This is a genomic window from Devosia chinhatensis, assembly GCF_000969445.1.
In the GTDB taxonomy this organism is placed as follows: Bacteria; Pseudomonadota; Alphaproteobacteria; order Rhizobiales; family Devosiaceae; genus Devosia; species Devosia chinhatensis.
This window is the reverse complement of record NZ_JZEY01000054.1, coordinates 662510-677362: the sequence shown is the minus strand read 5'-3', so window position 1 is coordinate 677362 and position 14853 is coordinate 662510. Positions and strand designations below refer to the sequence as shown.

13 protein-coding genes and 1 riboswitch are annotated in these 14853 nt (G+C 64.4%); of the genes, 6 read left to right on the top strand and 7 right to left on the bottom strand.

The features are described from left to right. Nucleotides 1–53: 53 nt before the first annotated feature. Nucleotides 54–722 carry a DUF6683 family protein gene (locus VE26_RS03345; protein ID WP_046103760.1) on the top strand — a complete coding sequence of 223 codons (669 nt, stop codon included), beginning with the start codon at nt 54–56 and terminating at the stop codon, nt 720–722. Here VE26_RS03345 and cobT read toward each other — a convergent pair whose 3' ends face one another. Beyond that, on the bottom strand, nt 723–1745 hold the full coding sequence (gene cobT / locus VE26_RS03340) for a nicotinate-nucleotide--dimethylbenzimidazole phosphoribosyltransferase (RefSeq protein WP_046103759.1): 1023 nt from the start codon (nt 1743–1745) through the stop codon (nt 723–725). Nucleotides 1746–1810: 65 nt separating this feature from the next. On the opposite strand from cobT, the gene VE26_RS03335 reads away from it, so the two are divergent. Continuing rightward, nucleotides 1811–2665 (top strand): adenosylcobinamide-GDP ribazoletransferase, encoded by an 855-nt coding sequence (locus VE26_RS03335; protein ID WP_052715631.1) that lies wholly within the window; start codon nt 1811–1813, stop codon nt 2663–2665. 72 nt (nt 2666–2737) lie between these two features. After that, the gene (locus VE26_RS03330) at nt 2738–3424 is read left to right on the top strand and encodes a retropepsin-like aspartic protease family protein (RefSeq protein WP_046103758.1); all 687 of its coding nucleotides are present in this window, start codon (nt 2738–2740) and stop codon (nt 3422–3424) included. A gap of 3 nt (nt 3425–3427) precedes the next feature. Here VE26_RS03330 and dusA read toward each other — a convergent pair whose 3' ends face one another. The 4 genes from dusA to VE26_RS03310 form a co-directional block, all read right to left on the bottom strand. Then, complete coding sequence (gene dusA, locus VE26_RS03325) at nt 3428–4417, bottom strand: tRNA dihydrouridine(20/20a) synthase DusA (protein WP_084619909.1); 990 nt, start codon at nt 4415–4417, stop codon at nt 3428–3430. Nucleotides 4418–4518: 101 nt separating this feature from the next. Next, nucleotides 4519–5580 carry a FecCD family ABC transporter permease gene (locus VE26_RS03320; protein WP_052715630.1) on the bottom strand — a complete coding sequence of 354 codons (1062 nt, stop codon included), beginning with the start codon at nt 5578–5580 and terminating at the stop codon, nt 4519–4521. 38 nt (nt 5581–5618) lie between these two features. Next, complete coding sequence (locus tag VE26_RS03315; protein ID WP_084619907.1) at nt 5619–6563, bottom strand: ABC transporter substrate-binding protein; 945 nt, start codon at nt 6561–6563, stop codon at nt 5619–5621. Nucleotides 6564–6574: 11 nt separating this feature from the next. Continuing rightward, nucleotides 6575–7381, bottom strand: coding sequence for an ABC transporter ATP-binding protein (locus tag VE26_RS03310; RefSeq protein WP_046103756.1), 807 nt, complete (start codon nt 7379–7381; stop codon nt 6575–6577). A 108-nt stretch (nt 7382–7489) separates the two neighbouring features. Next, nucleotides 7490–7703, bottom strand: a riboswitch (cobalamin riboswitch). A 117-nt stretch (nt 7704–7820) separates the two neighbouring features. Here VE26_RS03310 and VE26_RS03305 point away from each other — a divergent pair. From VE26_RS03305 to VE26_RS03295, 3 genes are all read left to right on the top strand, one after another. Next, entirely contained in the window at nt 7821–8270 is a 450-nt protein-coding gene (locus tag VE26_RS03305; protein WP_046103755.1) for a universal stress protein, read from the top strand. Between the two features lie 92 nt (nt 8271–8362). Next, complete coding sequence (locus tag VE26_RS03300; protein ID WP_052715629.1) at nt 8363–9736, top strand: FGGY-family carbohydrate kinase; 1374 nt, start codon at nt 8363–8365, stop codon at nt 9734–9736. A gap of 28 nt (nt 9737–9764) precedes the next feature. Beyond that, on the top strand, nt 9765–11063 hold the full coding sequence (locus tag VE26_RS03295; protein WP_046103754.1) for an NAD(P)/FAD-dependent oxidoreductase: 1299 nt from the start codon (nt 9765–9767) through the stop codon (nt 11061–11063). Here the strand turns inward: VE26_RS03295 and VE26_RS03290 are convergent. Further along, nucleotides 11060–11971, bottom strand: a complete 912-nt coding sequence (locus tag VE26_RS03290; protein WP_046104956.1) for a DMT family transporter — start codon at nt 11969–11971, stop codon at nt 11060–11062. The two genes, VE26_RS03295 and VE26_RS03290, sit on opposite strands and share 4 nt — an antisense overlap. A 187-nt stretch (nt 11972–12158) precedes the next feature. Continuing rightward, on the bottom strand, nt 12159–14633 hold the full coding sequence (locus tag VE26_RS03285) for a beta-mannosidase (RefSeq protein ID WP_160297789.1): 2475 nt from the start codon (nt 14631–14633) through the stop codon (nt 12159–12161). Nucleotides 14634–14853: the final 220 nt, after the last annotated feature.

Below are 14853 nucleotides of genomic sequence, written 5' to 3'. Positions count from 1 at the left end.
GCCGTTGCCGGGCCGTCCGCAATTAAGCCCAGATTGACTGGAGGGATGCCGACATGAACACATCTTGCCTGCGTCGCGCTCTTGCCCCTGCCCTCGCCGTCCTCTTGCTCGCCTCCCCGGTCGTCGCCCAGGAGGCGCCCGCGCCGATGAGCGTGGCACCGGTGCCCGAAACCAGCCCTGCGGCCAGCTTCGATACCGGCTATCGCCCCTCCCCCACCGTGGCTTCGCGCGTGCAGCGCGAGTTTCTCGATCAGTTGCGCTGGTCGGCGGGAATTGCGGCGCGCGATTCCCTGGCTGCCGCCTTTGCCGAGCGCTCTCCAGTCGAAATCTGGCAGGAACTGGTGGCCGAACAGGGCTTGTCGCCCAACAATGTCGCCGATGCCCTGACAGCCTATTGGGTGCTCAACTGGATCACCGCCAATGGCGCCTATGCGGCGCAGATCGACAACGCCCCGGTGCAGCGGCAATTGCGCGCCGCCTTCGCCGCAGACAGTAATTTCCGCGGCATGGGCGACCTGCAGCGCCAGCAATTGGCCGAGAACTATATCCTCAACTTCCTGCTCGAGCACGCCGCGCTCAACCAGGCCGTTGCGGCTCGGGACGTCGATGCGCTCAATCGGCTGGCCGCGGCCTCGGTCGCCCGGTTCCAGACCAATATGGGCGTCAATCTCCTCGCCGTCGTGCCCTCGGCAGAAGGCTTTGCGCCCCGCGCCCGGCGCTGATCACTCGGCCTTGCCGCTGACCGCCGCGCTCTCGAAGGTCGCCATGTTGTCGTGCAGGTGCAGCGCCGTCTTGGCCATCACCGCAGCCAGGGCCGCACCAGTGCCTTCACCCAGCCGCATGCCCAGGTCGAGCAGACCAGTCTGGCCCATCCGGGCCAGCACGTCGGCATGGGCGCCTTCAGCCGAAACATGGGCGAAGAGGCAATGGTTGATGGCAGCGGGATTGACCGCATGCGCGATGGCGGCGGCGGCCGTTGCGACATAACCGTCGATGATGACGGGCACTTTCTGGTGCCGGGCTGCAAGGAGTGCGCCGAGCATGGCGGCGATTTCTCGGCCCCCCAGACGCGCCAGGATCGCCAAGGGATGGTCCAGTTCGCCGGCATGGCGCGCCAGGGCCCGATCCACCGCATCGGCCTTGCGCGTCAGTCCGGCATCGTCAATTCCCGTGCCGCGACCGACCCAATCGGCCCCCGTCCCGCCATAAAGGGCGGCATAAAGGGCGGCCGCGATGGTGGTATTGCCGATGCCCATCTCCCCGATGCAGATCAGGTCCGGCTTGCCGGCCACCGCTTCCATGCCATAGGCGATGGTGGCGGCGCACATCTGGTCGTCGAGCGCGGCCTCCTGGGTGATGTCGCCGGTGGGCAATTCGAGCGCCAGTTCGAAGACGCGCAGGTTGATCTCGTGCAAGGCGCAGATCTGCGAGATGGCCGCCCCGCCATTGGTAAAATTGGCCACCATCTGCGCGGTCACCTCACGGGGAAAGGCCGAAACGCCCTGATCGGTCACGCCATGGTTTCCCGCAAAGATCGTCACCATCGGATTGCCCAGGCGGGGCTTGGAACGGTGCTGCCAGCGGGCAAGGAACTCGACCAGTTCTTCCATCCGGCCCAGCGACCCGGCCGGCTTGGTCAATTGGGCGTCCCGCTGCCGCACGGCGGCAACAGCCGCCTCGTCACCATCGGGGACGGCGACAAGCAGTTCGACGAGATCGGCAAAGGCGGGGTTCAGAGCGGGCATGGCAAATCCGGCATGCTATGGTAGGGAAGGCGCGACCTTGTTGCCCATTATGGAGCCAATTGCAATTGACGCGCGACGCGCCCGAGGCAGGCGAACCCGATGGCATCGATCCGGCCGTGCGTGACGATTATCGTCCCGAGCCGCGCGCCGAAGGCAAGGGCCTCGTGGACGACATTGTCATGGCCCTGCGCTTCTTCTCGCGCCTGCCCACCGGCGAGCGTCCACATGAAAAGCCCGATCTTGGGCGCATCGCCATGGCCCTGCCCTTCGCTGCCACTCTGATGAGCCTCGTTCCCCTGGCCCTGCTCATGGGCGGTGCCTGGCTCGGTCTTCCCCCCTATTTTGCTGCAGCTCTCTCCGTCGCCGCCATGGTGATCGTCGGCGGCGGCATGATGGAGGATGCCTTGGCCGATGCGGCGGATGGGCTGTTCGGTGGCTATACGCGGGAGCGGCGGCTCGAAATCCTCAAAGACAGCCGCCACGGCACCTATGGCGTGGCGGCCCTTTGTCTCTTTCTCGTGCTGCGGGTCACGGCGCTCGGCAGCGTCGTCGCAATTAATCCCCTTGCGGCAGCCGCCCTCTGGCTAGCGGCACACCTGGCGGGGCGCTCGGGCGGCCTCTGGCTCGCCGTGGCCTTGCCGGCGGCGCGGGCGGACGGCGCATCGGCCAGTGCCGGGGCGTTGTCGACCAAGCGTTTCGCCATCGGAGCAACTCTGGCCGGTTTGCTGGTTTTCCTGCTCGGCGGCCCGGTCAGCGGCCTTGTGGGCGTTGTCGCGGCCTTGCTTGCCGTGGTGCTGACGGTCCTGGCCTGGACCGGGATATGCCGGCGTCTCTTGGGCGGACAGACCGGCGATCTGATCGGCGCGGGCATGGCTCTGGGAGAAGTTGCCGCGCTTTGCGCCTTGCTCATCCTGGCGTGATCCCTTGAATTTGCCGTATAGCTTTCCTTTATCGAAAGGGATGCCAATTCGGAGCGGAAGGACCGGACCAACATGATCTTCATCGGCCTGGCCCTGCTCATTGCCGTCGGCATTGCCCTGATGATCAGCGCCGATGCGGGGAGCCTTGTGGGCCTCAGCCAGCTGCAGACTGCCCAATTGGTCCCGCTCGTCATCATCCTCATCATCTTCGCCGGTGGTCTTTTCGCCCGGCGTCATCGCGCTTCCGAACTGATCGGCGGGCTGCTGCTCTGGGTCGGCATCTTTGCCGTGGCCATGGTCAGCTACGCCTATCGGGATGAATTGATGGGCGTGGTCGGTCGCGTCGCGGGCGAGATCCAGCCGGGCGTGGCGGTCGTTGATGCCGGTTCGGGCACCGCCACCTTCCGGCGCGGCTTCGGCGGTCATTTCGAAATTCAGGCGACGCTCAACGGCCACACGACGCCCATGATCTTCGATACCGGTGCCAGCGCAGTGGTGCTGACCATCGCGGATGCCGAAGCGGCCGGGATCGACACCGACGCCCTGCGTTATTCCGTGCCCGTCTCCACAGCCAACGGCCGGGGCATGGCTGCCCGCGTCCGCCTCGACACGATCAGCGTCGGTTCTATCGAGCGACGCAACGTGACGGCCTTCGTGACCGAAGCGGGGGCGCTCGAGACCAGCCTTTTGGGCATGACCTTCCTCGAAACGCTCAGCCGCTATTCGGTGACGCAAAACTCGCTCGAGCTCGTGGATTAGGCGCTATTCGGCCGCGAACTGGTGGTTTTCGACCACATCCAGCGCGCGGAAGAACACCTCCGGACCGGCATCGCGCTTGCAGGCATCCACGCTCATGATCTGGCGGAAGAGCCGCGCGCCGGGGCGGCCATTGGCGAGGCCGAGCATGTGTCGGGCAATGTTGTTGAGCCGCACGCCCTGTCCCAATTGGACTTCGGCATAATCGGCCATGGCCGCCATGATTGCCGACAGGTCAGGAATCTCCCGGGCATCGCCGAAGAGGCGCGCATCCACTTCCGCCATCAGCATGGGGTTGTGATAGGCGGCGCGCCCCAGCATCACCCCGTCGACATGCGCCAGGTGCTCTTCGGCCTGCTCAAGCGTTTCGATGCCGCCATTGATCATCACCGGCAAGGGGGCGAGCCGCTGGCGCAGGCGATGGACGCGCGGATAATCGAGCGGCGGGATGGTGCGGTTTTCCTTGGGGCTCAGCCCCTGCAGCCAGGCCTTGCGCGCATGCACGTAGAGCGCAGCGACCCCGGCCTCGACCATGGCGTCGGCGAAGCGGTCGAGGCTTTCCTCAATGTCCTGATCGTCGATGCCGATGCGGCACTTGACAGTCACCGGGCGGTCGGTGGCGCCGCGCATGGCGCGCACGCATTTGGCCACCAGCGCCGGCTCGGCCATGAGGCAGGCGCCGAACCTGCCGGACTGCACGCGGTCCGAAGGGCAACCGACATTGAGGTTGATCTCGTCGTAGCCGAAACCGGTGGCGATGCGGCAGGCTTCAGCCAGTTCGGCCGGGTCCGACCCGCCGATCTGCAGCGCGATGGGATGCTCGACCGGATCGAAGCGCAAGTGCCGCTCGGCATCGCCGTGAACGATGGCGCCGCTATTGACCATTTCGGTGAACAACAGCGAATGGCGCGTCAGCAGGCGATGGAGCACGCGGCAATGCCGGTCGGTCCAGTCCATCATCGGGGCTACGGAAAATCTGCGTGCGCGGTCCAGCAAGGGGGTTCTCGATCAGCCTCTGTCCTGCCCCATATGGGGCCTAGGCGCGCGTTTTGCACCAGCCAGCCGCACGCGACAAGAGCCCCACGCTCAAAGACGCGTCAGCCGACCCGGGCCTTGCGCCGCATCAGGAGGATGAAGAACAGCCCGCCCACCAGTCCGGTGATGATGCCGATGGGCACGTCGAGCGGCGGGATGATGATGCGCGCCACCATGTCGGCCAGGACAATGAAGATGGCGCCGACCAGCGCGGATAGCGGCAGCACCCGCCTATAATCGCCGCCCACCGCCATGCGCACCAGATGGGGGATCATCAGCCCGACAAAGGAGATAATGCCCGAAAAGGCCACCGCCGCCCCGGTCAGCAGCGCACAGATCACGAAAACCACGATGCGGAACCGTTCGGCCGGCAGGCCCAGCGTCGTCGCGGTTTCGTCGCCCAGGGTCATGGCGTTGAAATTGCGTGCATTGGCGAGGAGGAATATCCCGCAGGCGACAAGCGCCAGCAGCGGATAGGGCAGCTGCGCCCATTGCGCCAGGCCCAGCCCGCCCAGCATCCAGAAGATCACCGTATGGCTGGCGCGCGGATCGCCGAGGAAAATGCCGAGGCTCCCCAGCGAGGTGATGACGAAGGAAATGGCGACACCGGTCAGGATCAGCCGGCTGGCATCGGTGGCGCGGGTGAAATTGGCGATGCCCACGACCAATGCCGTGGCCAGGAGCGCGCCGCCAAAGGCAAAGAGCGGCACGGTGATGAGGCCGAGAAACATGCCGGTATGCAGGAGCACGATGATCGCCCCGAAGGCGGCGCCCGAGGAAATGCCGAGCAGGTGCGGGTCGGCCAGCGCGTTGCGCGTCACCGATTGCAGCGCCGCCCCCACCAGCGCCAGGCTTGCCCCGACAATAGCACCCAGCATGACGCGCGGCAGGCGCACCTCCCACACGATATTGTCGCGCCCCGCCGACCAGGTCCGTTCCACGCTGCCGGGAAGCACATGATTGAGGATGACGCTCCAGACGATATCGGGCGCAATGCCCACCGCGCCGACGCTTACCGCCGCTATGGCAATGAGGAACAGCAGGATGGTCAAGCCCATGAGGACCCAGGGCATGGCATGGATCAGGGCGTGGCGCGGACCGTGGACGAGATGCTTGTGGGACATATTGTGTGGGGCCGGATCGAAACCGGCCCCCTCCGGTCTTATTCGCGGAACGCGGCGGCGAGGGTCTTGATGGCGGCGACATTGCGCGGGCCGGGCGTCGCCTCGACATAGGGCAGGACGACGAAGCGGTCGTTCACCACCGCCGGAATATCCTTGAAGGCCGGATTGCTGCGCATGAAGTCGGCCTTCTGCTCGGCAGTGACGCTGCCATAATCGACAATGACGATCACCTCCGGATTGCGCTCGATCACCGGCTCCCAGCCGATCTCGACCCAGCTGGACTCCACGTCGTCCATGATATTGGTGCCGCCTGCCGCCTCGATCAGGGCCGTCGGCATGCCATAGCGGCCGGCGGTGAAGGGCTTGTTCTCACCCGAATCGTAGACGAAGACCGCCACGTCCTCCTCGAGCGCCGGCAGGCTGGCAGTAAAGTCCGCCAGATCGTCCTTGTAGCCATCGACCAGCGCCTGCGCCGTCTCGGCAACGCCGAAGATGCGGCCCAGATTGAGCAGGTCGTTATACATATCGTCGATGGAAGCCTTGGGCTTGTCCATGATGTGAATGCAGCTTTCCGTCAGCTCGTAGACGGCGATGTCGAATTCGCCCAGCGTATCGGGCGTCACTTCCCCGCCCACCCGCATGCCGTAATTCCAGCCGGCGAAGAAGAAGTCGGCATCCGCGCCGAGCAGCACTTCCTTGGTCGGATAATTGCTCGACAATTCGGGCAACTGGCCCACGCCCGCGCGCAGCGTCTCGTCCAGCGTCTTCCAGTCCGAGACACCCGTATAGCCAACCATGTGCCCGGTCAGGCCCAGCGCCAGCATCATCTCGGTAAGATTGACGTCATTGGAGATGGCGCGTTGCGGCGCGGCCTCGAAGGTCACCTCGCGGTCGCAGCTCTGCACGGTCACGGGAAAGTCGGAGGCTGAGGCGGGAAGCACGCAAAGGGCGGTCGAGACCGCAAGGACGGCGAGAAGACGCATGGATATATCCCTCATGGTTTTGGCAGGTTCAGGTGAAAGGAAAAGCGGGGACGCCCGGTGGCCGGGTGGCTGTCGATGGCTGTCTCGACCGCGAAAGTGTGGCGGATGATCTCGGGCGTCAGGGCGTCCAGCGGGGTGCCGAACTGCACGGCCCGACCGTCCTGCAGCACCAGGACCCGATCGGCATGGGCACAGGCCAGCGCCAGGTCATGCAGCGACACGATGACGGTGATGTCGAGGCTCGCCAGCAATTCGAGCACTTCGAGCTGGTGGCGGATATCGAGATGGTTGGTGGGCTCGTCGAGAATGAGCAGGTCAGGCTTTTGCACCAGCGCCCGGGCGATCATCACACGCTGCTTTTCCCCGCCCGAAAGCGAACCGAAATCGCGGGCCGCCAACGCCGCAAGGTTCATCAGCGTCAGCGCATCCTCGACCGGGTCGGAAGGCGCACCGGTCCGTTCGTCGAGATGCGGGGTCATGCCCAGCTCGATGATCTCGGCGACCGAAAGGCCGAAATCGGAAGCCTGCTCCTGCAGCACCGTGGCGACGCGACGCGCCAGCGCCTTGGGCTTGAGTGTCCAGATATCGGCGCCGTCGAGACGGACCGTGCCGGCCGAGGGTCGGTGAAAGCGGTAAAGGCAGCGCAAGAGGCTCGACTTGCCGGCCCCGTTGGGACCGACGATCGCCAGCATCTGGCCGGGCTCCACGCCAAAGCTGACATCCTTTACGATGCCCGGCTTGCCGTGCGGCCCCCAGCTCAGCCCTGCAACGTCGAGACGCGCCGGTTCAGTGCCGACAAGGCGTTGTGCGAGCTCCATCGGAACCTCCGCCAAAAAGGCACGGAGGGGCGATAGGATCGCTCAGGCAAAATGCAATGATATGGTCGTCATGCGCCATCGTCGTTCCCCTCGGCACACCCCGGCCGGGTTTCGTTGATGTCGATGGCAGGTCTCCTGGCTCGCGGGTCATCGCGCTTCCGACCTTCCCAGCCTTTTGGGCCAGTGGTGTTCCGAAAGAGCTCTCCGCTTACAGTTGCGGGGGCAGCCACGGTTTTGGTCCCTGATGGGTACGCCGCACCGTGTTCCCTTTTGATCCCTTCAAGGCCTTTGCCCGTCGGGAACCTTCGACATTCCGATATGGCCGCAGCGTCCTGCTCTTGTCAACGCCCTTCGACACGACACGCGCCTGATCTGGATCAAAGCGCGTGGGCCCGCGTTGCCCTAAGGTCAAAAGCGTCCACAAGAGAAGGGAAGCGACATGTATTCAAGCATCATCTGCGCCGTCGACGGCTCGGAATTGAGCACCAAGGCGCTCACCCACGCCCTCGCCCTTGCGGCCGGGACCAATGCGAAGGTCACCGCCGTCACCATCACCGAACCCTCCGTCATCGTGGCGTCGGGCGCCCAGATGATGATGGTCGACACCTCTTCGGTCATCGACAATCTCGATCAGGCAAAGGCGGAATCGGCGCGCGCCACCCTCACCGCCGCAGAGGCGGTCGCAAGGGACAAGGGAGTCGCGCTGGCAACGCTCCATATCTCCAACAGCACCGCCGCTGACGGCATTCTGCATGCCGCCAAGGAACAGGGCGCCGACCTCATCGTCATGGGCTCGCATGGCCGCCGTGGCCTCGGTCGGCTGCTTCTGGGCAGCCAGGCGTCCGAGGTGCTGTCCCATTCCAGCCTGCCGGTGCTCATCGTCAAATAGACACACTGCCCCGTTTGCCGCACTAACATGTCAGTTCTGGCGCCGATGCCCGAAATCCGCTACATGCCGGATGCACTGCATCGGGGCCAGAAATGTCGTCTTCACCGCCGCGCCACATCGCTGTCATCGATATCGGCAAGACCAATGCCAAGGTTGTCGTGATCGACAGAGCTGACGGCGTGCAGCGGGGCGCGCGCACCACGCCCAACATCGTTCTCGAGGACATTCCCTATCCTCATATGGATGTGGAGCGGCTTTGGGCCTTCATCATCGAGGCGCTTGCCGACCTGGGTCGGACCCATGGCATTGACGGCATCTCCATTACCACGCATGGCGCCTGCGGTGCGCTGGTGAATGACAAGGGCCTCGTCCTGCCCGTCCTCGACTATGAGAGCGATGTGCCCGATGCGGCCCGGGAGGCCTATGAACGGGTGCGGCCGGATTTTTCCGAAACCCTGTCGCCCCGCCTGCCCGGCGGGTTGAACTGGGGTGCGCAGCTGTTCTGGCAGTCACGTGCCTTTCCAGACGCCTTCGGCGAGGCTACGGCCATCCTGCCCTATCCGCAATATTGGGCCTGGCGGCTGACCGGCACCCTAGCCAGCGAAGTGACGTCGCTCGGCTGTCACACCGACCTGTGGGCGCCTGACCGCGGCGATTACTCCAGCATGGTCGATGCGCTGGGCTGGCGCAGCCTCTTCCCGCCGCTGCGGCCTGCGGCCTCGGTGATCGGCACGCTGCTGCCCGAGATCGCGGCTATCACCGGCCTTGCCGCCGATCTGCCTGTTGCCTGCGGCATTCATGATTCGAACGCCTCGCTCGTGCCCCATCTGGGCCGGGACACGGGGCCGCAGACCATTCTCTCTTCCGGCACCTGGACCATCCTGATGACCCTTGGCGGGAAGACATCCGGGCTCGATCCCCGCCGCGACAGTCTCGCCAATGTCGATGCCCATGGCCGTCCCGTGCCCACCGCCCGGTTCATGGGCGGCCGGGAATTCGACCTGCTCGTGCCCCAGATCGTTACACCGACCGAGGCCGAGATTGCTCATGTCATCGACACCGGCATCATGGCCCTGCCCAGCTTCGTGCCGGGGGTCGGCCCTTTCGGCCTCAGGACCGGGGGCTGGACCCAGGCTTCCGGGTCGTTGACGCCGGGCCAGCGCAATGCGGCTGCCTCGCTTTACCTGGCCCTGATGGCGCGCGAAGCGCTCGACTTGTGCGGGCTGGGGCGGTCGATCGTCATCGAAGGGCCGCTGGCGCGCAATCGGCTCTTCGGGCAGGCTCTGGCCCGTCTTGCCGGTGTGCCGGTCCGGCCCTCCGGGGATTCGACCGGAACCAGCCTGGGCGCCAGCCTGTTGTTCGGTGGGGGCCTTTCGGAAGCGTGCGAGGTTCCCGCATGCGAACCGCTGCATTCGGCAGGGTTCGATCTTTATGTCGAGAACTGGCGCCGGCAGCTTTCTTCCTAGCCCGGCGTACCCCCATAAGGAGAGCGTCATGACAGATCCCAGGCACCGCGTCGTGATTGTCGGCGGAGGCTTTGGCGGTCTGGCAGCGGCCAAGGCGCTTGCGGGCGCCGATGTCGACATTCTCCTCATCGACCGGCGCAACCACCACCTGTTCCAGCCCCTGCTCTATCAGGTCGCCACCGCCACTCTCAGCCCCTCGGAGATCGCCTGGCCCATCCGCCACCTGCTGCGGCGGCAGAAGAACGTGCGGGTGGTCATGGCCACCGTGGTCGGCGTCGACACGTCCGCCCGGCAGGTCCTGCTGGAGGATGGCAGCCGCGCGCCCTATGACAGCCTCGTGCTCGCCACCGGCGCCCAGCATGCCTATTTCGGCAATGACCAATGGGAAGATTTTGCGCCCGGCCTCAAGACCATCGAGGACGCCACCGCCATTCGCCGCAAATTGCTGCTGGCGCTGGAAGCCGCCGAGCGGGAAACCGACCCTGCCCGCCGCCGCGCGCTCCTCACCTTTGCCATTATCGGGGCCGGCCCCACTGGGGTCGAAATGGCCGGCGCCATTTTCGAGCTCGGCCGGGCCAGCATTCGCGGCCAGTTCAACACGCTCTCGCCCGACGATCTGCGCGTCGTGCTGATCGAGGGCGGCGATCGGGTTCTGCTCAATTTCGACCCCGAATTGTCCGATTACACGCTGCAGGCGCTGCGCAAGGCCGGGATCGAGGTGGAACTAGGCCAGATGGTCTCCGAGATCGATGCCGACGGCGTTTCCTTTGGCGAAAAGCGCATCGACACCAAGACCATCATCTGGGCGGCAGGCGTCGCCGCATCCCCGGTGGCCGCCTGGCTCGGCATCGAGGGCGACAAGGCCGGCCGCGTCGCTGTCGGTCCCGATCTTTCGGTGCCCGGCATGGCCGATATCTTCGTCATCGGCGATGTCGCCAGCATCACGCGGGACAACGGCAAGCCGGTTCCCGGCGTCGCGCCCGCCGCCAAGCAGGCCGGCGAGCATGTCGCAGCCGTAATCCGCCGACGGGCTTCCGGCGATGCGACGCCCCTGACCTTCCGCTACCGCCATGCCGGAGATCTCGCCACGATCGGCAGGAGTTCGGCCGTCATCGATTTCGGACGCATCAAGCTCAAGGGCTGGCTCGCCTGGTGGATCTGGGGCTTTGCCCATATCTATTTCCTGGTCGAAACCCGTACGCGCATCTTCATCACGCTGAGCTGGCTGTGGATCTATCTCACCGGCCAGCGCAGCGCCCGCCTCATCACCCATGGCATGGCGCCCGAGAAGAAGCCGCTGCGCGAAGTGGACGAGGCGGAGCGCTAGCGCTCGACGTCCACCACGCTGGCCGCCCGCGCCAATTGCCGCTCGCGCAGCCAGATATAGAGACCGCTGGCGATGATGATGGCGGCACCGAGCACGAAGAACCTGTCCGGCGGCTGGCTGAACACCAGCCAGCTCGCCATCGAAAGGTAGAGCAGGCTGAGATAGCTGAACGGCGCCAGCATGGCGGGCGTTGCGAACCGGTGGGCGACCGAATTGAGGTAATGCCCGCACAACCCGGCCCCGCCCATGATGAAGAAAGCCACCCAGGAAATGGGCTGGCTTGGCCAGGTCCAGTCGGCGAAGGCCACGGGCAGCAGCAGGACGATCGGCGTCGCGCCGGCATAGAATTGCTGGGTCAGCGCCGTATCGACGCCCGCGAGCTTGCGCGTCAGGATCGAGAAAAAAGCCAGGAAGATCGCGCAGCCGACGCTGAGGAGCGCCGCGGGCTGGAAGGCCTCCGATCCGGGTCGGACGATGATGAGGATGCCGATGAACCCCACGCCGATGGCGAGCCACCGCCGCCAGCCCACAGCCTCGCCCAAAAGCGGCCCCGACAGCGCACAGACGATCAGCGGCGAGGTGAACTGGATGGCGCTCGTCACCGTCAGCGGCAGGCTGCGCATCGCCAGGAAATTCAGTCCCGTCGTCGCCAGCAGACAGGCCCCGCGTAGGATTTCGAGCTTCCAATTATTGCTGACAAACAGAAGCCGCCCGGTCACGGGCAGGAAAAGCAGCAGCAACAGAACAAGGTGCATGCTGTAGCGGACGAAGACGATCTCGCCCGTGGGCATACCTTCCACCGAAAGCCACTTCGCCGAAATGTCGAGCACCAGCAAGGCCAGTTGCGACAGCAGAACCAGGGCGATGCCCAGATTGGCTCGGCTCTCGATAGGGGCAATTGCGGGCATGAGCTTATCCAGGCCGCGAAGCGGCAACGGGCTCACCGATGGCCGACACGCAGAGACAAGTCAACCTTGTATGGAAGACCGCATGCATGGACCGGACAATCCGGGCCATCGCTCGCTGGCTTCAGCCTTCGCGACGCCGCGACAAGGCCTCGCCGACCGGCTTGGCCTTGTCCTTTGTTGATTTCGCTCAGAACGTCTCGGCCAGGTGCCGGACCCTGAGCGATGGCGCCAGGTCCGCCGAGGTCACGCTTGCGCCATGCCGCGCATGGAAGACCAGCTCGGCCTTGCGGCCCGGCAGCAAAGTCAGCGCATTGTCCGAGAAATAGCCGGGAACATCGACACTGGCCGTGGCGAAGAAGGCCGGCTTGTCGCTTTCAAGGGTCAGAACGGCCTGCCCGTCGCGATCCGACCATCGGGCGGATATGCTGGCCTCGACCAGTTCATAGGCCTTGTAGGGCTTTGGGAAATAGTCGTTCTCACCGAGCGCAAGGCCGTTGTCGTCAGTCCAGCTGAAGAACAGGAATTCCTCTGCGGCCAGATCGGTGATGGAGAGATCGGCCAGTGCCTTGGCGGCATCGGGCCCGACCTCCGTTGTGCCCGAAAACACGATACGACTTTCGCCGCCCACGCGCACTGCCCGGACCTCGAGCGCCACCGAAACCGGATTGCCCGTGTCGTTGATGGCCTTGAGCACGATGGCGCTGTTATCGGCATTGGGCACGGCCACGACATTGACCAGGGTGAAGAAGCGCCGCGCCATGTAGTGCATCAGCTTCCACTGCCCACCATAATCGAGGCTCGACCAGCTCGCCACCGGCCAGATGTCGTTGATCTGCCAATAGAGCGTGCCCATGCAGCGCGGCTTGGTCGAGCGCCAATACTCGATGGCTGTCTTGATGGCGAGACCCTGCTGGATCTGGGAAAGGAACACCATCTGGTCGAAATCGCGCGGGAAGCGGAAATAGCGGTTCATCGTCTCGATGATGCGCGCATTGCCGCCATTGTTGCGCTGATGGTTTTCCATCACCGGCGAAGAGGGATTACGGTCCTTCTCTTCGGCAAAGGTCTCGATGACATTCATCGAGGTGAAGGACTGGAAGCCGAATTCGGAAGCGAAGCGCGGATTGATGCTGCGATAGGCATCGAAGCTCTTGGCCGAGTGCCAGACGTCCCAGTAATGCAGGTCGCCGCGGGTGTCCGAATGCCAGCCGTCGGAAAAGTCGAGATAGCCCAGCGAGGGCGAGGACGGCCAGAACCGGCGCACCGGGTCTTCGTCTTCCACGATCCGGTGCAGCAGGGAATTGAGCCGGTCGTAATTGGCAATGTAGCGGCCCATGTCCGCTTTGGTTTCGGGATACCAGTTGAGCGAGCCAATCACCTCGTTGTCGCCGCACCAGAGCGCGATCGAGGCATGGTGGCTCAGCCGGCGGACCTGCTGGGTAATCTCCGTTTCCACCGAGGCGAGGAACGTGCGGTCCGAAGGATAGCTCATGCACGAGAACATGAAGTCGTGCCAGATGAGGATGCCCAGCTCATCGCACATATCGTAGAACCAGTCGGGCTCGTATTGCCCGCCGCCCCAGATGCGCATCATGTTCATGTTGGCGGCCTTGGCGCTCTCCAGAAGGTCGCGCACCACGTCCGGGGTCGCCCGGCTCGGAATGGCGTCGGCCGGAATCCAGTTGGCGCCCATCATGGTGATGTCGCGCCCATTGATGCGACACTTGAAGGTGTGGTCGATCTCGTCCTTCTCGATCACCCAGGCGAGTTCGCGCAGGCCGATCTGGCGCGTGGTGATCTCCCCTTCGAGATTGGTGGTCAGCGTATAGAGCGGTTGCTCTCCCTGTCCCGATGGCCACCAGATGCGCGGATTGCGGATCGTCACCGTGTGCGTCAGCACATTTTCACCGGGTCGCACCATCACCTTGTCGGCAATCACCTGGCCATCGATAGCGTGTTCAAGTTCCACCGAACCTTCAGCGAAGGCAAAAACCCGAGTCTTTATCGAGAGTTCCACGCTGTCCTTGCCATGCGCCTGGTCCACCTGCACGCTGTCCTGGCGCGCCAGCCGCGCCTTGCGCAGGCTCATGGTCCCATAGACACCGATCGGCATCAGGCAGATGCCCCAGTCCCATCCGGCATGGCAGGCTGCCTTGCGGATGAAGTTCATATGGATGCCCTTGAGGCCGTTGGTCTGGTAATTATAGGTGAAGGGGATCGGGAAGGGATGCGCCTCGGCGCGCGCCTTGGCGACATCGGGGGCAATGTCGAATTCGATGCGCAGCGTATTGTCGCCCTCATGCACCTTGCCGGTCACGTCGAAATCGTTACGCACGAAGGCATTGTCGGTGCGCGCGATTTCCTCGCCATTGAGATAGATGGTGGCGATGCAATCCACCTCGGCCAGCGTCAATGTCAGATAGCCGTCAATGTCGGAAGCCGACGCGGTAAAGCTGCGCTCCACGCCCCAGGCGGTCTCGTTGACCCACATCACCACCTTCTCGTTTTCCCCGTAATAGGGATCGGGGATCAGTCCCGCGTCGAGCAATGCGCCGTGAACGTCGCCGGGCAGCGCAATGGTGGTCGAAATGTCGCGCGCCGGGGCGACCAGGCTGAACCTGCCGTCCAGCGACAGGGCGGAATTGTGTGATGGGATCGACATGATTTCCTCCAGAGCCGGTGTTACCGGCATCGCCATCGATCAAAAGGTCGGGCGAAATCGATTTCGATGTCCCTTCTAGCCTTTGATGCACTGTCTTCCAATGGGGTGAGGCCAGTTTCAACACCCCGGTTTTCCGGTCTGTGCAACGTTTCAATACACCGCGTAAAGTCGAGCCGGTTTTACGATTCTATTAGTGTATTTCCTCGTACGGTTTGCTCCG